23 protein-coding genes are annotated in these 23876 nt (G+C 58.9%); 13 read left to right on the top strand and 10 right to left on the bottom strand.

Annotated features, from left to right (window positions below):
- Positions 1-12 precede the first annotated feature (12 nt).
- Positions 13-393, top strand: coding sequence for a hypothetical protein (locus tag BSF38_RS29705; protein WP_076351881.1), 381 nt, complete (start codon positions 13-15; stop codon positions 391-393).
- Between the two features lie 14 nt (positions 394-407).
- Positions 408-731, top strand: a complete 324-nt coding sequence (locus BSF38_RS29700; RefSeq protein ID WP_076351879.1) for a hypothetical protein — start codon at positions 408-410, stop codon at positions 729-731.
- 34 nt (positions 732-765) lie between these two features.
- Here BSF38_RS29700 and BSF38_RS29695 read toward each other — a convergent pair whose 3' ends face one another.
- The gene (locus BSF38_RS29695; RefSeq protein ID WP_145952423.1) at positions 766-1665 is read right to left on the bottom strand and encodes a hypothetical protein; all 900 of its coding nucleotides are present in this window, start codon (positions 1663-1665) and stop codon (positions 766-768) included.
- Between the two features lie 391 nt (positions 1666-2056).
- Here BSF38_RS29695 and BSF38_RS29690 point away from each other — a divergent pair, with 391 nt between their 5' ends.
- Together BSF38_RS29690 and BSF38_RS29685 are read left to right on the top strand one after the other, a co-directional pair.
- Positions 2057-2953 carry an ArdC family protein gene (locus BSF38_RS29690; RefSeq protein ID WP_076351875.1) on the top strand — a complete coding sequence of 299 codons (897 nt, stop codon included), beginning with the start codon at positions 2057-2059 and terminating at the stop codon, positions 2951-2953.
- Between the two features lie 188 nt (positions 2954-3141).
- Positions 3142-3660 (top strand): J domain-containing protein, encoded by a 519-nt coding sequence (locus BSF38_RS29685; RefSeq protein ID WP_076351873.1) that lies wholly within the window; start codon positions 3142-3144, stop codon positions 3658-3660.
- Between the two features lie 116 nt (positions 3661-3776).
- On the opposite strand, the gene BSF38_RS29680 is transcribed toward BSF38_RS29685, so the two are convergent.
- Positions 3777-4319, bottom strand: coding sequence for a hypothetical protein (locus BSF38_RS29680; RefSeq protein ID WP_076351872.1), 543 nt, complete (start codon positions 4317-4319; stop codon positions 3777-3779).
- Entirely contained in the window at positions 4309-7053 is a 2745-nt protein-coding gene (gene mobF / locus BSF38_RS29675; RefSeq protein WP_145952422.1) for a MobF family relaxase, read from the bottom strand. Before mobF ends, BSF38_RS29680 begins: the two co-directional genes overlap by 11 nt.
- Positions 7054-7371: 318 nt before the next feature.
- Here mobF and BSF38_RS29670 point away from each other — a divergent pair, with 318 nt between their 5' ends.
- Entirely contained in the window at positions 7372-7722 is a 351-nt protein-coding gene (locus BSF38_RS29670; RefSeq protein WP_076351868.1) for a hypothetical protein, read from the top strand.
- A 24-nt stretch (positions 7723-7746) separates the two neighbouring features.
- On the opposite strand, the gene BSF38_RS29665 is transcribed toward BSF38_RS29670, so the two are convergent.
- From BSF38_RS29665 to BSF38_RS29650, 4 genes are all read right to left on the bottom strand, one after another.
- Complete coding sequence (locus BSF38_RS29665) at positions 7747-8079, bottom strand: hypothetical protein (protein ID WP_076351866.1); 333 nt, start codon at positions 8077-8079, stop codon at positions 7747-7749.
- Positions 8080-8153: 74 nt separating this feature from the next.
- Positions 8154-11033, bottom strand: coding sequence for a class I SAM-dependent DNA methyltransferase (locus BSF38_RS29660; RefSeq protein WP_076351864.1), 2880 nt, complete (start codon positions 11031-11033; stop codon positions 8154-8156).
- Between the two features lie 90 nt (positions 11034-11123).
- Positions 11124-11633 carry a CRISPR-associated protein Cas4 gene (locus BSF38_RS29655; protein ID WP_076351885.1) on the bottom strand — a complete coding sequence of 170 codons (510 nt, stop codon included), beginning with the start codon at positions 11631-11633 and terminating at the stop codon, positions 11124-11126.
- A complete protein-coding gene (locus BSF38_RS29650; RefSeq protein WP_076351862.1) occupies positions 11630-11905 on the bottom strand; it encodes a hypothetical protein in 276 nt (91 codons plus the stop codon). The genes BSF38_RS29655 and BSF38_RS29650 overlap by 4 nt, the downstream gene beginning before the upstream one ends.
- A gap of 100 nt (positions 11906-12005) precedes the next feature.
- On the opposite strand from BSF38_RS29650, the gene BSF38_RS29645 reads away from it, so the two are divergent.
- Entirely contained in the window at positions 12006-12281 is a 276-nt protein-coding gene (locus tag BSF38_RS29645) for a hypothetical protein (protein WP_076351860.1), read from the top strand.
- An 18-nt stretch (positions 12282-12299) separates the two neighbouring features.
- Here the strand turns inward: BSF38_RS29645 and BSF38_RS29640 are convergent, their stop codons facing one another.
- Positions 12300-13523 (bottom strand): hypothetical protein, encoded by a 1224-nt coding sequence (locus BSF38_RS29640; protein WP_076351858.1) that lies wholly within the window; start codon positions 13521-13523, stop codon positions 12300-12302.
- 170 nt (positions 13524-13693) lie between these two features.
- Between BSF38_RS29640 and BSF38_RS29635 the strand changes: the two genes are divergently transcribed.
- From BSF38_RS29635 to BSF38_RS29615, 5 genes are all read left to right on the top strand, one after another.
- Entirely contained in the window at positions 13694-14128 is a 435-nt protein-coding gene (locus tag BSF38_RS29635; RefSeq protein ID WP_076351856.1) for a LexA family protein, read from the top strand.
- 6 nt (positions 14129-14134) lie between these two features.
- Entirely contained in the window at positions 14135-15397 is a 1263-nt protein-coding gene (locus tag BSF38_RS29630; RefSeq protein ID WP_076351854.1) for a Y-family DNA polymerase, read from the top strand.
- 239 nt (positions 15398-15636) lie between these two features.
- On the top strand, positions 15637-16641 hold the full coding sequence (locus BSF38_RS29625) for an AAA family ATPase (RefSeq protein WP_076351852.1): 1005 nt from the start codon (positions 15637-15639) through the stop codon (positions 16639-16641).
- 2 nt (positions 16642-16643) lie between these two features.
- Positions 16644-19124 carry a S8 family peptidase gene (locus tag BSF38_RS29620; protein ID WP_076351850.1) on the top strand — a complete coding sequence of 827 codons (2481 nt, stop codon included), beginning with the start codon at positions 16644-16646 and terminating at the stop codon, positions 19122-19124.
- Between the two features lie 41 nt (positions 19125-19165).
- Positions 19166-19882 (top strand): DUF6338 family protein, encoded by a 717-nt coding sequence (locus tag BSF38_RS29615; RefSeq protein WP_076351848.1) that lies wholly within the window; start codon positions 19166-19168, stop codon positions 19880-19882.
- A 1231-nt stretch (positions 19883-21113) separates the two neighbouring features.
- Here the strand turns inward: BSF38_RS29615 and BSF38_RS29605 are convergent.
- The gene (locus BSF38_RS29605) at positions 21114-22091 is read right to left on the bottom strand and encodes a tyrosine-type recombinase/integrase (RefSeq protein ID WP_076351844.1); all 978 of its coding nucleotides are present in this window, start codon (positions 22089-22091) and stop codon (positions 21114-21116) included.
- Between the two features lie 36 nt (positions 22092-22127).
- Positions 22128-22700 carry a hypothetical protein gene (locus BSF38_RS29600; RefSeq protein WP_145952421.1) on the bottom strand — a complete coding sequence of 191 codons (573 nt, stop codon included), beginning with the start codon at positions 22698-22700 and terminating at the stop codon, positions 22128-22130.
- A 158-nt stretch (positions 22701-22858) separates the two neighbouring features.
- Between BSF38_RS29600 and BSF38_RS29595 the strand changes: the two genes are divergently transcribed.
- Both BSF38_RS29595 and BSF38_RS29590 read left to right on the top strand, forming a co-directional pair.
- Positions 22859-23122 (top strand): type II toxin-antitoxin system ParD family antitoxin, encoded by a 264-nt coding sequence (locus tag BSF38_RS29595; protein WP_076351840.1) that lies wholly within the window; start codon positions 22859-22861, stop codon positions 23120-23122.
- The gene (locus BSF38_RS29590; protein WP_076351838.1) at positions 23119-23448 is read left to right on the top strand and encodes a type II toxin-antitoxin system RelE/ParE family toxin; all 330 of its coding nucleotides are present in this window, start codon (positions 23119-23121) and stop codon (positions 23446-23448) included. Before BSF38_RS29595 ends, BSF38_RS29590 begins: the two co-directional genes overlap by 4 nt.
- Positions 23449-23876: the final 428 nt, after the last annotated feature.

The following is a 23876-nucleotide window of genomic DNA, read 5'->3' as shown; positions in this document are numbered from 1 at the left end:
GGAGATACGATTATGAGTGCTTTTATATGCAATGACTCGCACGTCACCGCTTTGGCCGTCTACGCTGCCCGTAACCGCATCCTTGGCTATCAAGATGCCCTAGCCATCGGCCAGATGCTGCATGCCGAAAACGTCGCCAGCGTCAACTTCCGCTACCAAGAGGCGACAACGCCCGATTTCCGGCTCTGCGAATGGGCGGCGTTCCATCCTTTTTCCCGCGTGCAGATGGTCAAAGCCGCCAGCTGCCTCGATTACCAGTCCTGCGAGCATCCGGGTTGGAAGGCAAGCGATGCGTGCAAGTTACTGGCGGCGATCATCGCCGGTGAAGGCCATGGAATGCCGGGCTACGAGGAAGCCCAGTGGGAAATCACGCCACGCGAAACAGCGGCATAGGGGGGAGATTCACCATGGAAACCTGCCCCAACCTACGCGACGCCGACATCGTGGTTTTCCGCCGGTTCGCCGACGGCGGCGTCATCGCCCTGTTTCCCTACCTGCCCGCCGAATGCCTGCACGCCCGGTTTTGCCAGTCCTACATGCGAATCGGCCAGCACGGCGCCGCCGACCCGGCCATCGTCTACGACACACTGCCCGCCAAACCGCATGAATACGCCGCACTGAAAGCGGAACTTGAGCAGATCGGCTACCGGCTGGCAGTTCGCAGCCGCATGCCCGGCGACGCCTACGCACGCCGCAAGGCGAGCCTGCACCCGGCTGGCAGCATGGCATAGGCTTGCCGCCGCATTGGAAGCCCGTAGAGGGGCGTCAGCCGCTCGGGCTGCTTCCCCCTTTGCTGTGGCCGTTCCCATGCTTCCGCGGCTTTCTAACGCGTTTTAGGCTATCTGCCGTAGTAAGCGTCGGCAGATCCTCCATGATTATCTGCGGCAAGCTATTCGCTTCACGAGGGTCGTGGTCGTATTCAGCTTTCCGGCGGATAAGCGTCCTGATCGCTGCCCGAACCCAGATTTTTTCATCGTGACTTAACGCCTCACGCTTGGCATCCGCGTGGAGTTTCCTTGCCTCTTCAAGGCTTCCATATGTCGAAACAATCGTTCCAAGGGCGTCAAACACGTCGATGTGAATGTTGTATTTATCTACTGCCTTATTCCGTGAGCTGTTCTCGCTGCCAACTGCCGCCGCTCCTTCCATCAAGCTCAGGCAGGCATATCCGGTGGAAAGCAGCTGCGTCTCATCTCGCCAAACGGCACGCTCGTAACGCCGGAACATCGCCTCTACGTCCTCAGACGCCCTGAAACGCTTAGGCGGTTGCGGGTATTCCTGAAACACCGGAGGCCCGCAAGTGCCCGTTCCTGAAACGATGATCGGCCCGATCACTAGGCTGCCCGTCGCAACGTTATGCCCTTCCGGCCAAATGTGGAGGTCTTTTACTACGGCCCCCGCCTCATCATATATAAATCGGAGCCACATGTGTTCTCGTTGCAAAGCCGCGTCCAGCTGCCACGCTTCCAAATCGGGTTCGACGCGATTCCTTGCCGATTGAATGGTTGCGTGGTGCTCCTTCATGTCGATCACTAAAACGTCGTTTTCCAGACACATCCGATACGCTTCCGTCTCGTGAATAAGGGGCGGCGGATTCTCAATCCGGCCATAGGTCTGATCCACTTCCAACTTGTAGCGTAGCGTTTCGACGTGCGGATCTTTCATGCGTCGCAACTCCCATAAGGATCTACTGCCAGCGTCGGCTTCGATTCGGTTACTCGAAGCATCATAACCTGCCACCCTATGCCGCCCGAGGTCAATCTGGCCATCCCGGCTGACGCCGTCGCGTGCTTTCGTGGTACGCATCCGCTCCCGCCCTTCGGGCCTTTCAGCACTTTCGCCCGCTGATGGAAGAAGAGGGGGGATTCCCCCCGTGCCTTCAAGCCCGGCGTTGCGGTTTCCCCCCAGCCTTCCGCACCAAAGGTTTGTGCAGGCCGGTGCCCCCCGCAACCCCGGGCTTGACCGCACTTCCCCCCTTCAAAGTCTGGCCTTCGTCCCGGTTGAGCGGCGAGCACGCTCAACCGAGCCTTCATCCATTTCAAACGGAGCCAGACCCATGCAAAACGAAAGAATCGACATTTACGCCCGCGTCACCAACGCCATCGTCGCCGAACTGGAGAAAGGCGTCAGGCCATGGCACAAGCCGTGGAATGCGGAGCATGCCGCAGGCCGCATCACCCGCCCGCTTCGTGCCAGCGGCGAGCCGTACAAGGGCGTCAACGTGCTGATGCTGTGGATGGCCGCCGAGGCACAGGGCTTTGCCGCCCCCATCTGGATGACCTTCAAGCAGGCCAAGGCCGCAGGCGGCGGCGTCAAAGCCGGCTCGAAAGGCTCGCTGGTCGTCTACGCCGACCGCATCCGCAAAACCGATGCAGGCGAAGACGGCGAGGAAACCGAACGCGACATCTTTTTTATGAAGGGATACACCGTCTTTAATGTCGAGCAGATCGACGGGCTGCCCGAGCATTTCCACGCCGCAGCCGCCCCGCAGCTCGACCCGGTGGAGCGTATCGCATCGGCAGACCTGTTTTTCGCCAACACGCTGGCCGACATCCGCCATGGCGGTAACCAAGCCTATTACGCGGGCGAGGCCGATTACGTGCAGATGCCGCCTTTCGTGTCGTTCAGCGACGCCGAAAGCTACTGCTCGACCCTCGCCCATGAGCTTACCCACTGGACGAAGCACCCCAGCCGCTTGAACCGGGAATTCGGGCGGAAGCAATTCGGCGACGCAGGCTATGCCCGCGAGGAGCTGGTGGCCGAAATCGGCGCCGCCTTCCTGTGCTGCGATTTGGGGCTGGCCGCCGAACCGCGTGCCGACCATGCCAGCTACCTCGACCACTGGCTGAAGGTTCTCAAAGAGGACAAGCGGGCGATCTTCCAAGCCGCCGCCCACGCCCAGAAGGCCGCCGACTTCCTGCACGGACTTCAGCCGCCCTCGAACGACTCATGAGGGACGGACGAGGCCACGCAGAGAGGAGCCGCCACACCATGGCGGCTTTTTTCTTTTCCATCAGGTCACATACGGAAACTATCCACCGATTACAGGCACTACGGATCGAGCCGAGGGACGTGAGGCTCCTCCCGAGGCCTGTAGTGCCTGTAATTGCCATCAGCGAATTACCATGCTAACGCTTGGCGATGGCTTACATCCGTCTCATCCGCTCGCGGCAAACGCTCAGCTACTATCTGGTCGAAAACACCCGCGACCCGAATGGCCAGCCACGCCAACGCAAGCTGTGCTACCTCGGCCGCGTGGAAGACGGCACCGACACGCTGGAAAAAGCCCTTGCCCACTGGAAGCAGGTGAAACAGGAACTCGCTCGGGAGTTTCGCACCGCGAAATCCGCCCGCAAGCCGGTGCTTAAACGCAAGCAGGCGGCGGTTGCCGCCCGCACCGGCCTGCTTGCCGAACTGATCCAGATCGAAGCCGCCGCCCAGGAAGCCAAACGCAAGCACGGGGAGGAGGCCGTGCATTGGGAGGCCATCGAGCAGCTGTACTGGGAGCCGACTGCCGAGAATTTCAAGGCGGCCAAGCGTGCTTACCGGCAGCTGGCGATGCGTCTGCATCCCGACCAAGGCGGCAGCCACGAGGCGTTTATCAAGCTGCAAGCGGCTTACGAGCGTGCGGAAAAGCAGTGGCAGTGGCTTGCTGCCTGATGCCGTCCCACCCTACGGCACCGGCGGAGATTGAGGGCAAGTTATCCCCATGGGGCCGGAGCTTACCCCGGATTGCGTAGGCCACTTGGGGGTAACTTGCCCGCTGGCGGGAAGCGTCAGGTTTTCCGCTTCCCGCTGTCGCGGTCGATCAGGAACGAGGAAATGCGGGTGATGACCACGTCGGAATCCTTGGTCATGAAAATGCCTTCCGGCTGCTCCCACAGCCACGGGATCGACGCTTCGCTGACCAGCGTGTGCACCGCCTCTAAATTACGTCCCTCGACCACGATATCGGTCACCACCGCTTCGACGAAACGCAGCACCAGCACCGGGCCGTCGCCGGGCTTGCCGCCCGGCTTCCAGCTCACACGCCGCAAATCGCTGAAGGCGTAGCCTTCGCTCCAGCCCAGCCTATCCACGAAATGCAGCATCTTCGGATCGACGCCCAGCCGGTGCCGCGACAGCGGCTTGGCATGTGCCCGGTAATCCTCGCCCAGCCGGGGCAGCGGCTCGGCGTAAATCGACTGCTCCATCTGGTCGATGCCCAACGCCGATGCCGCAGGCGAGGCGGATGGCGTGTAGGATTCCGCCAGATCGCCGGGCGAGGTACGCGGGCGGATCTGGGCAACTTTGAATTTCGAGAGCACGTCACCGTCCATACGCCACCCGCCTTTCTTCCCGCTCACGCGGCGGCTCAATCACCGGTTGCCGCTGCGTGCGGAATGCCAGCCGCCTGCGTTCGTCGTCATCCTGCCGCCAGTCACGCGGCCGGGCGTCCGGCGGCGCCTGCCGCTCGATATCCAGTGCCGCCAGCTTCTGGCTCGATTTCTGGATGGCCTGCCGCACCGCTTCTTTGGAATCGGTATATAAGGATAATTTCTCCTTACCCCGGCTGGCCGAGACGTACATCTGCTCTTGGTTGACCGCGGGCAGCGATTCCGCCGCCATGGCCAGAATCACCCGCTGCACGGTCTGCCCCTGTGAACCGAAGCTGGTTTCGACGAAACCGCTTCGGAATAACCCGGCATCGGCGGCGATTACTTGCCCGTCATCGAGGCGGATATCGCCTTTGGGCGTAAATCCGGCGATGCTGGCGGCGTCGCCGTTTTTGAACGCCTTCGCACCCTTTTTCAGGGGTGCCACCGTGCCGGTGAAGCGGATGCGGTCGCCTTCGGCGAGCATCACGCTTTGCGGCCGGTAGAGTGAAAACCGCCCCGCTTGGCCAAGCGGCACGGCGTTGGGGTCGGTGACCGCCAGACGCTGGCCTTTGACATAACCGCCCTTGGCGTTTTGGTGGAACAGGAGGACATCGCCCGCCCGGTACGTGCTGGCTTGGCCACGCTCCGCTTCGCTGGCGTTGACCTGCACCAACCGCCTAAATTCCTTCTCCTCGCTGCTCAGCAGCCCGGCATCTTTCAGCTGGGAGCGGATGGCCTGCGTCACCGCCAACGCCTCGGCGTGGGTCGGGCTTACCACCAGCACCGAGGCGTGGTCTTTGGCCGCCTGCACATATTCGGCGGCGATGGCGTCGCAGCGTTCCGCTGCGTCGCCGATTTCCTGCACCCACTGCTTTTTGTCCAACGCGTCGAAGCCATCGACCGTCCTGCCTTCGCTCAGCGACTGCACCGCCTGCAGGTAGCCCGTATCCTGCTGCCGCATGATGCCGGTGAGGCGATGCGGCGTGATTCCGGCATGCTGCTCCAGCAGCCGCATGAACGCCCCTCTTGGAACAGCACCGTGTTGCAAACCGTCCCCGACAAAAATGAGCTTGAGGTCGAATTTTTCGGCGATCTGGAAGAGCTTGACCGCGTCTTTATGCCCGAGCATCGACGATTCATCGATGACGACGCGGCCGCCACGGGCGGCTTCCTGCATCCTTGCGTCAAGCAGGAAATGGGCAACCGTCTTCGCCTCGAAGCCATCGTCAATCAGCACCTTGGCCGCTTTGGCGGTGGTGGCGAGATACGTGCCGTGCTGCCCGGCACGGCTCAGCCCTTCCTCGAATTTAGCGAGCGAATAGGATTTGCCCGCACCGGCTGGCCCCACCAGCTCCTCGACGCGGTTGGCCGATTCCAGCAACCCACGCGTCACCTGCCACTGCTCATCGGTCAGCGTGGTGCCACCTTCCAGCGTGCGGGCAAGCCCGGCATCGACGCCGACAGGGCAGGCGTTGCCGCGTCCGCGTGCCGCCTGCCGCACGATATACCGCTCCTCAGCCTGCAAGGCTTCGGTGGTGGCCATCAGCCGCCCGTCGATGTTCTGGGTGATGACGCCGTGCCGGGGCAGCTCGGCGGCGATCTGCTCGGGCAGCACATGCCCCAGCCCGTGCAGCAGGGCAACCCGCTTCAGCTCACGCTCAGGGAAGGCCGAAAGCTGCTCGCTGAGGTGGGCAATGGCGAATTCCACCGCCTCGGCGGCGGTGACCACGCGGCTGCCCGGCATCTCTTTCCCGTGCACGCGTGCCAGAGCATTGCGTTCACCGTCGCTCAGCTGGTCATCCCACGCTTTCCGCAGCTGGTCTTGCGTCAGCTCCTTCTGCTTGCCCGCCCGCGTCGTCGCCCCCAGCTGGGATTTGCGGGCATCGTCGGTGATGCCCAGCTCCTCGGCCAGCTGCTCCACTTGCCCTGTGCGTTTGCTGAAGGTGGAAATCGTCGCCTGAGGCACGCCGACGATTTCCCATTCCTTCCCGCCCTTGCGATCTATCGCGTATCCCGCTGACTCCAGCTTGTGGGCAAGCCGGGCGTAGAAGGCGGCGGCGTAATATTCGCCGTCGCGTTTGATGTAGGCGAATTGCCCGGCCTTGACCCGGCCTTCCTCCAAATCTTCCGTTGCGTTGAAGCAGAAGACGTGTCTATGCCATTGCATGTCGGGCGGCACGTTGTCGTTGGCGGCACCGAATGGCGAATTGTCGTTGGCCGCCCCGCTCCTGCCCACCGGGCGGGAAGTCGAATGGTCGAAATACGCCCAGAGCATGTTTCCCGTCTGCCGGTCGTGGACGGCTCCATCCTGCCGCACCCGCGTCTGCATGTCGCTTTCGACCTCGAGCATGGTTTCATCGACGGAATCGCTGAACATCAGCCGAAGGTTCCGCTGCTCTTCCGGGTCGGCCAGTGCCTGCACGATGCTGAAGCTCTTCGGCCCGGAAAACACCATGTCGTAGCCCACCCGGCGGAAGACGTTGGTTCGCGGCGTGAAGGATTCCCCGGTGAACGGGTGCAGGTTGTCGCACAATCGCTCGAAGCTGGCCTTATCGACGACGCCCGACAGCCCCAACCGCTTGGCCAGATCACCACCCCAGAGGCCAATCGTCTCTTGTCCCTCGGTGTAGTAATCCGCAACGTCGAAATATTTTTTCACTTGTGCGGAGGAGGTGGCGGCGTAGATCGTCAGCATGCGATAGCCCCCAGAAGGCACTTACCATATGTGGTGAATCATATGATCGTCTACCACCATGGCAAGGGGGTGTCGCATAAAATTCACATAAATGTAAGTCTAATTGAAGTGACAGGCATCTCCCCTTAGGGGTGCCCCCCAAGGAAGCGGCCTCGCTTTCCCGTGAAATCGGCGTAGGAAGGCGGCACCGGAGCCTGCCCGTGAGTTGGACGACTGACATGCGGAAGCATTTAACGCTTGTGAATCGAGAACTGATTAACGCCGGACGCACGGAGCGTATTCATTGACGCATCGGCACATCTGCTCTACCGTCCGCCCATGACCCAGCACGATGCCAAAACCAACGGCCATGCGGCCAAGCTCAAGGGGCGGGAAGCACGCCCGGGGGGCAGGCTGGAAACGCTCGGCCAGGCCGAGGAACGCGAGGTGCTGAAGGCGTGGAAATCGGCTGGCGATGGCATGGACGGCCCGAGGAGCGGTGTGCCGGCAACGCCCGACGATCAGGTTGCCCACCAGTTGGTAGAAGCCGCAGGGCAGGCTATCGAACGCGGCCAGAAGCAGAAAGGCATCAACATCCTGAAGCTGGTGGTACGCGACTACCGCGAATCAAAGGAAGCGGCGTTAGCCCGTGCCGCCCTCGACCAGCTGGAGAAGGGCAAGGGCCGCTGACTGCTTAGGCCGGTTGCTCTACTCTCAGGTGTCGAAGAGCTTACCTTGCTGACGGTCATCTGCTGCTGGCAAATATTCCCCAGGCTCGACCGTCACGGGCTCGCCAACGATAAATTCCACCTGGACGCTCCGCCCGGCTTTCAAATCTTCCACCTGTTCGCTCGAAATTTCGAACTTGTCGTCCCCCAGCTCCTTGTAAGCAAGCTCGAAATCCCACCCGCCTGTCTTTAGAAGCCTCCCACCCAGGCTGATATGGTTCCAGGACCCAGGGAATTGGGTTTCGCGGAATCGGGCGATACCGCGAAAGGTTTGGCCACGGCAAGTGAAGTAAACGGGCACCTCGGACACTTCGCTCATCTTGCATCTCCTCGGCCATGAAAGGCCCGTGGGGGTCGTAGTCTCGATCGGATACCGCGTGCCATCCTCGCCTTTCATTCCTGACCGATGCAGTCGTCGGTGATGAAAGGAGCAGCCTGTTTGACCACCGGCGGCAAACCAGGGCCGATTACAGGCTGCATGGACGCTTCCTTACCGGCGAGATCGGCGTTGAGTGCGAGCAGGAACGAAAGCACTGCATCCCTTGCTTTCATACCGTAAGCTGCTCGCACGGCCGTATCCAACTTATCCTGAGCCGTCTTCAGCGGATTATGTCCGGGAAGATCAAGCGTCCGGTAAAGCTCACGCAGGCTCCATTCATTTTCAGCCATTGCCTGGCGATGGAACTGGCGTAGTGACAACGACGCCTTGGCGACATCTTTTGCCTGCTGAAGGGTTGGCGACTGAGGCCATGGAAAGGAATCGAAAACCGTATCCGAGGTGTAGCGGAAATCTCCCTTCAGCGTCGAACAGCGTGCCATGAACCACGCCCAGTGAATCCCGGATTGCAAAATCCCATACGAATAATCATCTGCCAGCGTGAACACCTGAAGAGCGTCGCTGGGCCGAATCGACTTTGAGACGAACTGGAAGATGGGCCGTTTCGTGACGCGTGCACATGCGATGTATCGCGGCATCGATGCGATTTTCGCCGTCAGCTCGGGGCGAGGATACGACAGCAACCACCAGCGGTTCAGAAAATTCTGATGATGCTGATTCAGTTTGGCCTTCGGATTCTCCTTCGCCGCCTCCTCGTTCCGGGCTGTTTCTTTCGCCGCCGCCTGTTGGCGGGTGGGCAGCACACTCGATTTGAGCCGACTGAAAAGCGTATCGTAGCGGCTGGCGGCCAGCATGTTCCGTGGCTGGAAATCGATAACGAACCTTTGCGGTGCGGGCGGATTGTGCGATAGGAGATCATCACCCGTCAGGTAAGGGAACAGAACGCCCACATCGGCCTTTCCGCACTTGATCATGGCAGATGCTTCCTCGATCGTAAGCAAAAACCCTTCGTGGCCGTGCGTCTGCCCTTGGTAGCATGCACCTGATTCGATATTAACCCTAAGCCGCTGGGCCTCGGTCACGTCCAGCGATACCGACAATGCCGGGCCGATCCGCTCAACCTCGAATACTTCCCACGGGCTTTCCCGCAAATCGCCCGCTTGGGTAAAAATCTTCTTCTTGCCCGGCTGCTCGCCTTTGACCCAGTTAGCAATCGACACATGCACAACCGCATCACCCGACCATACCTGCGTTGAGACGGCTTCAGTAATCGTGCCCCCATGGGCGACGATGTAATCCAAGCCGCCTTCGCGGGAATAGTTTTGGCGAATCGTGTTGGTGCCGACCAATCCTGCGTGCCCGCCAGGCGGTAGCTCATCATGGGAACGCCGAAACCAGTAGACGCAGTAATCCGCCCGTCCGGGCACATCCGGGTAACGCTTCCTCAGCCGGTTCAGATAAGCAGGGCCGTATTCCTGCTGCATTTTGTTTTTCGACTGGTACGGCGGATTCCCGATGATGGCTTGGGCTTTTGGCCATGACGCAAACAACGCATCAGCACATATAATATTCGCATCCAAGTTGTCCAGCGGCAGGGCTTCGTCGAATTCGATTGGCAAGTCAAGCTGCTCCGTGTCGATCCAAGCCCGGCTGTCGTCGATAGCCAGCTCCTTCGCCAGCATCAAGGTAACCTTGGCCAGCTCGACACCGAATTCGTCTTTCTCGATACCGAACAGCTGCTTGGTGCTGACCATCGAGCTAGTGCCGACCGCCTCGCGGGAACGGCGCCCGAATTTGGCATGAACCTTCGCCATCAGGGTCAGCTCTAACCGTTTCAGCTCCCGGTAGGCGACGTACAGGAAGTTGCCGCTGCCGCAGGCCGGGTCGAGAATGTGGAATCTCCGCAGCTCGGCCAGCAGGTTTCGGAGGTCTTTGAGCGAATCCGCCGCTTCAATTCGCTCCCGCCATGGCCGCACGATCGTGGGCAGCACGACCTTTTGAATGTCGGCTTCGCTTGTGAAATGGGCACCGAAGGCGTGCCGCTTCACCTTGCCCATGCTGCTTTGAAACAGCGTACCGAAGATGGGCGGCTGCACCTTGCTCCAGTTTTCCGCCGAGGCGTCGAGGAGCAGGTCGATTTCCTCCGGCGTCAGCTCGATGGGGTTGATCGTCTGGAAAACGCCCCCGTTGAAATACCTGACGTTCTTGAACCGCCCGCCGCGTGCCGGATGCTCGCTGTTCATCTGGCGGAAGAGGCCGCCGACCAGGTCGTAGGTGCTTTCGCCGCCCTTGCAATCGGCAAGCAGTTCGGAGAATAAGCCACGCGGCAGCAGCTCGGCGTCTTCGGAGAACATGGCCACGACGCATTGCAAAGCGAAGCGTTGGGCTTGCTCCCTGTCCTCGCCGCGGCCGACCAGCGAGTTGAAGACGGCGGCAACCTTGTCCGCCGCCGCCCGCGTCACATCGACGCGATTGTTGCCGAACTGAGGTTTTTTCTCGATCGGATACAGGAAATTGAAGGCCGTAGACCGGTGCGGCAGATCAGCGATGGCGACCCTATCCACTGGGTCGTTGAGCTGAAGGTCGAAGTCGTAAATCCAGAATTCGTCAAAATTACATAGGACAACATATTTAGGTCTATGCGGCACGAGGTCGAGCCAGTATTCAAAGGCTTGGGAGTAGTGCCGCTGGAGCTTTTCGCCACGCTTCTTCATCTCGATCAGCAGCCGTGGCCGCCAGAGCAGGTCGGCGAATCTGGTGCTCTTGCCCGCACCCTTCACCCGGTATTCGAGCGTGGCGCCTGCCTCTTTGTACCCCGCATGGCCGAAAGCCTTGAACAGCCGATCGCAGAATACCTGAGCTTCGCCTTTTTCGTCGCCGCTCAACGTCTTGGCGTAATCGACGAACTGGCGAATTGGATCGGCGGCGGCTGTCATTGACGGTTACCCAAAGGCTTTGCGGATGAAAGGGTTTAGATTCGGTTAATCTTGCTCCCACATCAAGCTCTTCCTGTCAACCCGACCGATTTAGAGCCTGGCCTGCCCGCAATTCTCCCGCTGCCCGCATCTGCGGCACTGGCCGGGGAAGGGGTTGACCTGTATCGGCACGCCCGGATTCGCCCTTGCCGCCCGCAGCTGCCCGGCCAGCTCCATCACCCAGCCCCTCATCTCGGCGGTGTTTTCGATCAGGTGCCGGTTGCCGTCGCCGGTGACGATGAAGCCGTGCGGCGGCCGCACGCGCAGCTGATCCTCGATCAGCAGGAAGTAAACGCCCAGCTGTGCCACATGCGAAGGGCTTGGTTTTCTGGCGGATTTCCACTCTTCCGGGATGAGGGTGCCATCGGTTTGCACCATGCGGTCGGGACGGCCCGTTAGCCTTAAGCGGCGTGAGGTGAGCGTCACCCTATCCAGCGAAACTGTTTTGCCGCCGCTCAACCCCCGGCGGCGCCTCATGTTTCGGCCCAGCAGCATCAGCAGCATGCCCAGGAGCAACGCTGCGGCGGCGGTGCCCAGCAGCCAGAAGGGCAGGCTAGTCATCGCCACCCCCACAGCAGGAGAACGCCCGCCACGGCCAACGCGATGGCTGCCGCCGCCAGCCGCCGCCCCAGGTTGATCGAACCGCCAGCGATCTGCTCGGCAACCGCCTTGCGGTCATGATGCCTTTCGCCAGCTTTACGCTCCGCTTGGTTGGTCGGAGCCAGCCCCAACGCCTGTTCCAACCGCCACTGCTCCGGGCAGTAGACGAAGCTGGCGAGTTCCGCCGCCGAAATCAGGTCGTCCGGCCTTCTCCGCTTCCAATTCTGTCGCATGCCGCTTGGCTCCTTTCGGCATCCACTTTACCTGCTGCATGGCCAAACGTATACTGTTCGCCGGTTCACCCAGATTTACCGGCCATAGCCGAGGCTTGCCATGACGCCACTGGAACAGCTCTTCCGGCTAGAGATCGAGTTCCACCGCCGCCTACGCGTCGAAGCACCCGGTACTGGCGACGCAAGCAGCCTGCATACCAGCTACGCCCTGCAGGCAGGCTACGAGCCGCTTCTAGCGGCCACAGGCCGCATGACCGGCCCGGAGCTTAAGGCGTTGAAAGACCGGATGCTGATGGCGGGCGATGCCCGCGACGTAATGGCCGCCAGCGATTCGCTGCACCATCTGCTTGGCGTTTCGCCGCTCGACAGCCGATGAAAACGGCTGAGGCTGCTTTCAACTCGATGGCACGTTGAAAACGCAGACCGTCAGATAGAATTCACGATTTTTATCGCCATTTTGATGGAACAGGTAGCGGAACTGCGTATCTGTCATCTGGCCGGGCTTTTCCTGCTTGAAATTCGGGTGAGCCTTAACCAGCCCCGGAATCTGCTCCAGGACGTTACTCATGTCCTTGTTCCGGTTAAAGAGCAGGATCGCCGTTTTCGTATCCCGCCATGACGTGTAGCCGAGCAGCTGATCGATGCATTCGGGAAAGGCGCCCGGGCCGGTCCAGAATTTGCATTCCGCAATGAACACATTGCGATCTTTTTCTTTGATCAGAATATCTGTCTTTCCCGATTGATTGAACGTTTCCCCGGTAGCTCCATCGTAGTGCCCGTTAAGCTGCACCAGGAAATGCGTGCGTAACGCCTCTTCGTTCATGTTGGCAAATGCCGACGGGCTCCGCTCAAGCACAAGCGACATATTTTGGATTACGCTCAATATGTGTTCGTATTCTTCCATTGGCCAGGCCGGTTCCGGCTGGAATGAGCCTTTGGGCACCACGGGCCGCTCGATACGCGGCTTTCGCTTGATCGCAGGCACGGCGTAGGTTTGCGAGGCGGATTCACGGCGGCGGACGGGGATGTTTAACCCCGCCACCAGGTTCATTTGCTCCAACAGCAGTTGCTTGCGAGATGTGACCGCCTGCCTTACGTGGGATGGCAGCTGATGGTTGTACTCGGCCACATCCTTCTGAATTTGGGCTACGTTGCTTTGCAAATAACCGACATCCTGATTGATGTTATTTTCCAACCTGTCCTTGTCATTACTTGTAACTTCATATCTTAATTGAACTTCGTTATGCGTCACCTGGGCCGAACAATGCCGCGTCGAATAGCTGGATGGCCGCAACTGGAAAAGCTGGGCGTCGCCCTCGAAGGGAATGCTCAGGACCAGCAGTTGGGCCGGAACCTGAAAAACCCTGCCGTCATTCCACATACTGGGCCGCGAGACCTGGATCGGCCGATCATCCGAAATCTCTTTCGCATCGACGTTCATCACCGGCGGCTGGACAGAATATCTATCAACTAGGTAATTACATAAATCCTCTTCACTCATCTTGAGAATTTCATCACGATTCATCGCTATGACTTCTTCCGACATGCGGCGTTGCCGCTGTAGAAGAAAATCGTACAACCTTTCGGTGTTGAACAGGTAATCCGATCGTGATGACATCAGGCCATTCCTTATCTTGAGGAAGCGTCAGCTATCCTATCCATTTGTCCCCTATTTTACCACATGCATGCAGCCTTCTGCCAAGCCCGCATTTTGCCAGATGAAAAAATGGTTGCCACCGGCCCCCAGGAGGTGCAAGCTTTAGCCTCACCCAGAAAACCAGCACCCGAATGCAGCCCGCCGTTACACTCACCCTCATTACGCCCAGCTTCGACACGCAGCTATCCCGCCCACTGCTGGCGTTCCGCATGCCCGCAGGCTTTCCGTCGCCTGCCGACGACTACCTGGAAGCCCGGATCGACCTCAACAAGGCCCTGATCGATCATCCCGCCGCCACGTTCTTCTTCCGCGTTTCTGGCGATTCGATGACCGGCGCCGGCATCTATGACGGCGATCTGCTGATCGTTGACCGTGCCGCCGAATGGGTCAGCGGCTCCATCGTCGTCGCCTGCGTGAACGCCGAATACACGGTTAAACGCATCCGCAAGGTCGGCAGCCGTGTCTGGCTGGTGCCCGAGAACGTCCAGTTTCCGACCATCGAGGTGACCGAGGAAAGCGACTGCGAGATTTTCGGCCGCGTCACCGGCTCGGTGCGGCAATTCTGACCTGCCATGTTCGCACTGGTCGATTGTAATAATTTTTATGCGTCGTGCGAGCGGGTGTTCAACCCGAAGCTCCGCAACCGCCCGGTGATCGTGCTTTCCAACAACGACGGCTGCGTCATCGCCCGCAGCAACGAGGCGAAAGCCCTCGGCTTCAAGATGGGCGATGCGTTTTTCAAGGTGCGGCAGCTGGTCGATCAGCACCAGGTCGCGGTGTTTTCCTCGAATTACACGCTCTACGGCGACATGAGCAGCCGCGTGATGCAGACGCTGGAGCGGTTTTCGCCCGAGCTGGAGGTCTATTCCATCGATGAAGCCTTCCTGAATCTGGCCGGTTTTCCGGCCGATCAGCTGGCCGCCATGGCGGCGGATATCCGCCGCACCGTCAAGCGATGGACAGGCATCCCGGTCAGCGTCGGCATCGGCCCGACCAAAACGCTCGCCAAGGCCGCCAATCAGCTCGCCAAGAAGCTGCCGGAGGCAAATGGCGTCTGGAGCATCGCCACGGAGCAGGAACGCACAGAGAGCCTTCAGCGGCTTCCTGTGGGCGATGTCTGGGGCATCGGCAGGCAGTGGGCACGTTTTCTGGCCGGGCACGGCATCGGCGATGCACTGGCGTTCAGCCAGCAGCCCGACGGCTGGATTCGCCAGCACATGCACGTCGTCGGCTTGAGAACCGCCGCCGAGCTACGCGGCACGCCCTGCATCCCGCTGGAACTGGCACCGGCACCGCGGAAAGGGCTGGTGGTTTCCCGCATGTTTGGCAAGAAGCTGACCGAATTCGAGCCGGTGAAGCAGGCGTTGGTCGCCTATGTGACGCGTGCGGGCGAAAAGCTCCGCCGCGACGGGCTTGCCGCCCGGCACATGACCGTCTTCCTCCACAACAGCCCGTATTCGACGACGGAGAACTATTTCAGCAATGCCGCCAGCTTCCAGCTGGCCCATCCCACCAGCGACACCGCCGAACTGATCCGCCACGCCGTCAGCGGGCTGCGGCGGATCTACCGGCAAGGGCCGCACTACTCCAAATGCGGCGTCATGCTAGATGAGTTTTGCCCGGACGGAACAGGGCAGGGGGAACTATTCGATGCCCGCGACGAGGTGAGGAGCGGCAAGCTGATGGCCGCAGTGGACGCGGTGAATCGCCGCATGGGACGGGATACGGTTTTCTACGCCGGTTCGGGCACCCACCGGGACTGGAAGGCCTTCGCCAAGATGAAAACCGGGCACTACACGACAGATATCGAGCAACTGCTAAAGGTGCGGGCGTGAACCTCAGCTCGGCCTTTCGTCGAGCGGCTACTTGGTTTACCTTCCGCACTATCTGGGCGGTCACCGCTGGCGGCGTACCTCGGAGACGAGGACAATTGCAACTGCATGGCCGTCCAGGCCTTGGGCGTATATACTGTACGCATGATCCCTGTAATTCTTCGACGACACGACCTGAAGTTAAGTAATTTACAGGGTTTAGGAGGTATAGTAAGAGTAGGAATCTTTTCACGGAGTTTTTGATGGCCACCGCCGAGCAGCTAAAAGCCCTGTTACGGAGCTACAGTGACGCGGACGGCGAGCAATTCATCTCCGTTGCATTGCAGATAGCCGCTCACGCCGCCCGCACCGGGAAATCCAAGCTCGCTGAAGAGCTTAAGATTTTGGTCCAAGACGTAAGGCAGAAGCAGCGGACCCAGAGGGTTGGCGGTGCCGTACCCATCGTTCAGCCGAGCGGGGAACTTGCCAAGCTGCTCGCGGTAACGTATCCGAGCGTCCGTCTCAGCGAGATGGTGCTGTCCCAGCCGATCAAAAAACAGCTTCATCTCGTTTTACGCGAATATAAGCAAAAGTCGAAACTACGCGAACATGGCCTGTCGCCGCGTAGAAAGCTCCTTCTGGTCGGCCCGCCCGGATGCGGCAAAACCATGACATCACGTGCCTTGGCTGGCGAGCTGAAGCTTCCGCATTTGTCTATCCAGCTTCACAGCCTGATCACGAAATTCATGGGCGAAACCGCTGCCAAGCTGCATTCGATCTTCGAGCTGATGCCTAAGACGCGAGGCGTCTACCTCTTCGACGAATTCGACGCAATCGGCAGCGAGCGGGCGGCTGCCAACGACGTTGGCGAAATCCGCCGGGTGCTGAATTCCTTCCTTCAGTTCTTGGAACAAGACGATTCAGATAGTATCATCGTAGCCGCGACCAATCTCGCATCCATGCTGGACGAGGCATTGTTTCGCCGATTCGATGAGGTGATTCACTACGAAAAGCCCACCGCCAGCGAAGCCGGGGAATTGATCCTGAATCGGCTTGCGAGATTCGGCATCGACGAGGTGGGCGTGCAGCAAGCGTCTGAATGGGCCCTCGGGCTTAGCTACGCCGATATCTGTCAGGCTTGCGACGCCGCCGCCAAGGAATCGGTTCTTAAAGACAGCAACCTGGTCGAACTGGCCGCCTTGAAGGAAGCCATCAGCCAACGGCAGAATCGGCGTGCTTTCAAGAACGAGGCCGAGGAACGCGAGTAATCATGGCCCGGCTTCGTCACTTCCTTATTCAGGGCACCGCCCAAGCTCAGAACTACGTCTCCACCGGCGGCGGTTCAAGCGAGTTCAAAACGCCGCCACGCGATGCACGGTCTGTCCACGGGCCCAATCTTGCCGCAAATGCCCTTCAAGCGGCGACCGACATGCAGGCTGCACCCGAAAGGCCAGCCGAAGGCATTTCCTTCGTTCCCATCGCCGTCACAAGCGATCCTGGCTTCAAACTGTGGCTGGAGAGCTTGGATAACAAGGTCATTGGATCGGAGATCATCAACTTCCGCTACGAAGCAGATGGGTCACAGCGGGCGACCGTGCATATCCCGAAAGACAACGTCGCCAAGTTCGCAAAGAAATTTGAGGATTATGCACATAAGACCAATCATTACGGCAACCCGCCGAACGCTTCGCTCGCAGAGAGCATCAGGGAGCTGCGGCTAGCGATGCTTTCCCTGGGCGACTACTGGACCGATTCAGGTCCTCCACCGCCACCTGACGAGGAATTTTGGTGGGAAGTTTGGCTGCGGGATGAAGGCACCGTCACCACGCAGGATGGACGCGAGTTGGCTGTCGAGGAGAATTTCCGCGAAGAAGCGGAATCTTTGGGCATCAGAGTGAGCAATCAGCAGGTTCGATTTCCTGACTATGTTGTCGTTCTCGCTTACGCATCACTAGCGACATTCAGCGATTTCCCCGGACTCCTCCGCTACCTTGGCGAATTTCGCCGGGCGAGCATCGTGCCGACGGAATACATGGAACTCACGCCCGCCGGGCAGACAGAATTCATACTGGCCATGCTGGAGCGGACGACGTTCGCCGACAGCTCAGCCCCGGCCGTATGCCTTCTTGACCGGGGAGTAAACCGGGGCCATCCTTTGCTGGAGCACGCTCTGGTCGAAGAACACAACTTAGCGTGGGATGATGATTGGGATGCAGCTGATCGGCATGGCCATGGCACTGGGATGGCTGGCCTGATCCTCTATGGTTCCGCTCTCAACCGCCTGCTGGTATCTGACCACAGGATCAACCTTAAACACGGCTTGGAAGCGGTGAAAATTCTCCCGGACGCAGGGGCAAACGATCCTCCCGATTACGGCCCCATTACGGTCGGTTCGATCGCAAAGATGGAGATCGAGGCACCGGACCGGCTACGCGTCATCTGTATGGCCATCACGGCTGGTGACAAGGAGCAGTGGGCACCGACGCTTTGGTCGGCCGCACTGGATCAGATGTGTTCCGGTGCCACCGATGATGTACGCCGTCTGATGTTGGTATCCGCCGGCAATTATGAGCACGACATCATATTATCGGAATATCCCCAAGCCAATCATTCCGCCAGCGTGCAGGACCCGTCGCAGGCGTGGAACGTCGTGACGGTCGGTGCATATACAGATCGTGCTATGATCACTTCCAATGATTTCGCCGGCTACAATCCGATCGCCAAACGCGGATCACTGTGCCCTTCCAGTACGACTTCCTGCGGCTGGACGAAGCGGGAATGGCCGCTGAAGCCCGACATCGTGATGGAAGGCGGCAACTACGCCCACGATCCAAGTGGCCAGGTTTGGGATGTCGAAGATTTAGCCCTGCTGACAACCACCATTTCACCCGATGGCGCCCTCCTCACAACGACACGCGACACCAGTGCTGCCACGGCTCTTGCGGCTCGATACGCCGCCATTTTGCAGGCCGAATATCCAACTTTATGGCCGGAATCCGTACGCGGCCTTCTCATCCATTCCGCTCGCTGGACGGAGCGTATGCTTGAGGAGTTTCCCCACCCTCGCCGCCAAGACCGGCTTCGATGTTACGGCTACGGCGTGCCTAATCTAAGCATCGCCCGCCAGTGTGCATCACGCAGGGCGACGATGATCATCCAGGATTCGCTCCAACCATTCTGTTGGGACGAGGGCAAGAACGCGACCAAAACCAATCAAATGCATGTGCATAATCTGCCTTGGCCAATCGAAGCCTTGCAGGATCTGGGCGATACGCCCCTAAGGATGCGGGTCACGCTCTCATATTTCATCGAGCCAAGCCCTGGCCGCAAAGGGTGGAACGTCAAGCATCGTTATCAATCTCACGGCCTGCGATTCGCCGTCAAACGACCGCAGGAGGACATGGGGCGTTTCATGAAACGCCTTACCCGCGATGCATGGGACGAAGGGAATCGTCCTTCCGATTTGGTCAGCGACACGCGGAATTGGAACCTCGGCGAGGACCTCCGCACGAAAGGTTCCATCCACTCCGATTACTGGGACGGCACCGCTGCGGAGTTGGCCGCTTGCGGATTCATAGCTGTTCATCCGATTACGGGATGGTGGCGGGAGCGGCCCAGTCATAGGTGCTTCGACAAGCTGGCAAGATATTCGCTCATCGTCACCTTATACGCTCATGATCCTAGTATAACGATATACGATTTGATCACAACTGCGATTGCAAACCGCACTGACATCGTCGTCACGGTCTGATCCGTCGCATCGACCCATTAGGGTAAAGGCCGCATCAATCCATGAGTTTGATCTCGAAAGACGTAACAACCCTGGTATTCACGCTGCTGCCCGGCTTCATCGCCGCAGCGATTTTCTACATGCTCACCGCCCATCCCAAGACATCGGAGTTTGAACGCGTCGTCCAATCCCTGATTTTCACGGCTCTCGTGAAGTTCGTCGTACTTTGCTTGGGATGGACCTTTATCCGTATAGGCTCTTACAAGTCCATCGGGGCTTGGAACAGCAATTCTGAGTTTCAATGGTCAATCATAATTGCAATAGCTATAGGATTCACGTGTTCTTATATAGCAAATACCGACAAATTTCATGGATTCATCCGACGCATGGACATCAGCAAACGCACTTCATATCCGTCCGAATGGTTCGGCACTTTCGCTGAGCAGAAGCGATATATCGTCCTCCACCTCGACGGCAAACGCAGGTTACGCGGGTGGCCAAAGGAATGGCCAGACCAGCCAGACAAGGGCCACTTCGTAATCCTCAACCCCGAATGGATTTTGAACGACAATCAGGTGGCCTCGCTCCCAGAAGTCGCGTCGCTGATGATTCCCGCAAACGAGGTGAAAATGGTAGAATTCCTCAAGATCAATGACGAGTTGCCCGCCGCGGATGATCAGGACGCCATGCGGACGATCGACCAAAGCATGCAGCTATTATTAGGTGCACAAATAAAGGAAGGAAAGAAGGAAGATGTCAGCGGATCAAAAGCCACCTAATCCTCCCCGTGAGCAGACCAACGGTGGGCGAAATGAAATCACCAGGGGACAGGGCACCGATGGACCGCCCGCCCTCACCAGGCCACTCCCCACGCCACCACCTCCGCCTCCGAAACAATCGTGATGGCTCGGCGGCAGCGTAATTTTGGTTGGAATTCAGGCTTCAAATAGAAATACGCTCTATTAGGTTCCTCGATACTTTCCGCTGCCGCCGGTCGTAAAACCCCCAGGCAATGCATGCGTGCATTTAGGGCTTGACCACCGGCCCGGTTTCGTATCCGATAAAGGGCGTTATCGGATATAACAGCCTATCAATCCCTAATCTGGTTGCGAGCGTGGTTCCCTCAATTCCCTTTATCACTAGCCCATCCTGACGGCGAGACCATGAGCTTTGTCGTCTTCGGCGACTCGTGACACGCCAACCCTCCCGCTGTCCCTAAGCATTCAATTTTGGTTTGCATGGGCCTATCGACGGGCTTGTTGATCGATTAGACTCCGAGGATATCGAACTAATGCGTCAGGCCAAGAGATCTTCATGGCCTATGAATGCATGCGTGCGATCGTGCGTTGAATGCCTCCCCGATTGGTATCCGATCAAGGGATATCACCGGGAGGTAACAACGATTACTGCTCTGAAAATCCACGCATGGAGAGCATCCAATGTCAGATCGATTGTTTGCTGGCGAATCACTAGGTGTCGGCAAAGCCCTGTTTTCTCACAACAATAAATACGCGTTTGTACTTCAGCCAGATGGTAATCTTGTCTTATACCCGAACGGCAGTACGCATGCTCTTTGGGCTAGCGGCACTAGTGGCGAGGTGTACGCTGCTGTCCTACAACAGCAGGACGGCAACTTTGTCATCTACGGCCCCAGTGGAGCAGTATGGGCGTCGAACACCAATGGCAATCAGGTTGCATGGCTGGTCATGCAGGATGATGGAAACGTTGTAATCTACCGAACGGATGGTATACCAATCTGGGCTACCAATACGGATAACCCTGGCCCATTGCCTATGCCTGGACCGTCGCCTGCATTTTGCTGTACGATTGTCTATGGTCAAGATCAAGGCGGAGGCCACTTGAATCAAACGATCCATGAACCCAATTATGCTCAGGCCGCTTCCACATGCGAGAACATCCGAGCACAACACGGAGCCGCTGGGTATCAGGTAAGCTCTGGAAATTGCCCATAACTTCATTACATTTATAAGACTTAGCTCATAATTATTTTTATATCGATATCCTCTCAACGAGGTTCCGCGACACTTTCCGCTGCCGCCGGTCATAGAGCCGCGTCGTCCGTGGGCTGGAATGGCCCGCCAGCTCCTGCACGTCCTCCAGCGGCACGTTCTGCGTCAGCAAGTCGGTGACCGCCGCCACGCGGAAGCTGTGCGGCGACAGCCGCGACGGCAGCCCGGCGTCTTTCAGCCTCCGCTTCGCCAAGTCGCAGACGCTCCGCGAATTCATCGCGTTCGCCGTCAGCCGTCTGGTGCGGCCGTTGGAAGCCCGGAACAGGGGGGTGTCTTTGCTTTCATTCTCCAGCTCCGCCGCATCGAGATAGGCCCGGATGAAGCCTTCCAGATCGTGCCGCACCGGGATTTCCCTCGATTTTCCGCCCTTTTCGGCGAACCGAAGCACATGCTGCGTCCCGTCATGCTGGAAATCTCGAAGCCTTAGGCTGGCTGCCGCACCGCCACGGCAAGCGGTGTAAGCCAGCACTGCGAGAATCGCCCGATCCCGCAGGCCGATGACGTTTCCCAAATCGATCGACGCCAGCAGCGTTCTGGCCTGCTCGATCGTGATCTCTGGCGTCTTGCCCTCGATCACCGTCTCCTTGAAACCCCGCACCGTCGCCGCCGGGTTGAGCACCACAACGTGCCGCTGTACCAGCCGATCGAAGAAGCCACGCAACGCCGCCAGATGCAGCTTTTTCTTGGCGATCGAGCCATCCAAGCCCTTGAGATACTGGCCGACCTGGCCGGGCATGATCGTCGGCAGCTCGATTCCCTGACCCTCACACCACGCGAGGAACCGCTTCACGGCCGACATGTAGGCTTTCTGCGTATTGGCGTTGTGATGCTCGGCGTAGAAGAATTCATCCCAGGCGAAGCGTGCCGCCCCCCCTGCCCGCTCGACCAGCAGCGGCAGCTGCGGGCTGATAGCGGCTGGAACGGCACCCGAAGATAATGGAACTAATTCAGTGCTCATCACGGCTCCCTCCGAAATGGCGTCCGACAGTTCCGCTCAAATGGGCGGTGCGGCGGATTGGCCTTGCTGATTCACGGTCGCAGCCAACTCGGCGGCGGCTTCGCAGCACGATTCTATCGCCGCGATAACACATGATAACTGAGTAATATTTTGACCATCAGAATGTATGGCAGTCTCGCCAAGGGTTGTCAACGTAGCGGCCAAGGTGCGGCCGCCGGCCATCGCATCCAAGGTCTGATCGATCAATTCAAGGATTCGGCTGGCGTTCGCCTTCAGGGCGACGGCCTTGCCGCGAAAGGCGTCCAGGTCGGCGTCTATGCCAGGATAGGAACCCCCCGGCACGTCCACTTCGGTTGAATCTTTGGCTTGAGGGATCGGCGTGTTTTGGGATTTCACCTCATGCCCGGCAGCACTGACGGCCCCAGTATACCACATGTGCTTATGTTTAAGCGGACCGGTTGTTGCCAAAGCCCGAGCCAACTGCTCGGCAGTGATGTCCTTCTTGGTAAGATACCCCTCGAACATTTCGCTCATTCTCACGGCGTCGCCTCCGGTGATTTCGTCGAGAGTTGGAATTGGCCGTCGAGCATCTTCGACAACCGCCATCATGCATGAACTTTTATCGGCCTGACCCTAGCACGGTCTTTGGGGGAAATAAAGGGCGTTATTTACCGCTAGGACACCCAGAACGCACCCATTCATGTAATTGGCAACGGGTTGACAATAATTGCCAAGCGGGCTAGAATGGCTGAAAAGGAGGCCAGCACATGGAAACGATGAACATAGCCCTGCCCGAAGCGATGAAGCACTTCGTACAGGAACGCGTGAGCGAAGGCGGTTACAGTAGCGTCAGCGAATATGTGCGTGAGTTAATTCGAACCGACCAGAAACGCAAAGCCGAAGAACGGATCGACGCCCTGCTGCTCGAAGGGTTGGACTCGGGCACGCCGATCGCCGTGACGCCGGAATATTGGGAGGCGAAGAAGAAACGCCTGGCCGAGCGGTTGAGCAAGTCGGCCCGCCCCCAATGATCGGGCGTTATCGCCTGCTGCCCGCCGCCGACCGCGATCTGGACGAGCAGGCCGGTTATCTGGCGGACAACGCCAGCTTGGAAACCGCCCTGCGATACTACGACAACGCCGCCGCCAGCTTCGCCACGATCGCCGGGATGCCCGGCATGGGGGAGCATTGGGAATCCGCCGATCTCCGGTTGGCCGGGCTGCGTGTCTGGCGTATCGAGGGATTTGAAAAGCACCTGATTTTCTATCGGCACGGCGATGACGGCATCGATATCGTCCGCGTCCTGCACGGTGCCCGCGACATCCCTAGCATCCTTGAATCAGCCGCTGAGGAATGAACTACGCCCAGTCTAAGGCTTAATAGCAAGCCTATCACACGCGTGCATGCAAAAACTTGCCTTTGTCCGACAAACATCGAAGGCGGCAGGATAAGGCGAACACAATTATGCATCAATGCGTTAAGTGGCTTCTCCGCCATCTGAACCAGAAGCCCACGTCCATTCAAGCTGACAAGGCCGCACCTGATCCAATCTTAGGGCTGATGCGTGATGACGCCGACCTGATGGATGAAATCGTCGCCAACGCCTACCGCCACTGACGAGAAGACCAAATGCGAAAATTCGACCTTTGAATAAAGCTTCGTTCGATAAGGACACGCCCGACAACCGGCGGTGAACGGCACTTTGGGGTACGGATCGCCGTGCGGCCAACCCCGGCACCGGCACTTTGGGGTACGGACACACACCTCCCAACCGTTAAATCCTCT

The sequence above is a fragment of the Paludisphaera borealis genome (assembly GCF_001956985.1).
In the GTDB taxonomy this organism is placed as follows: domain Bacteria; phylum Planctomycetota; class Planctomycetia; order Isosphaerales; family Isosphaeraceae; genus Paludisphaera; species Paludisphaera borealis.
Note: the sequence above shows the minus strand (reverse complement) of the source record. Positions and strands in the feature narration are given on the sequence as shown.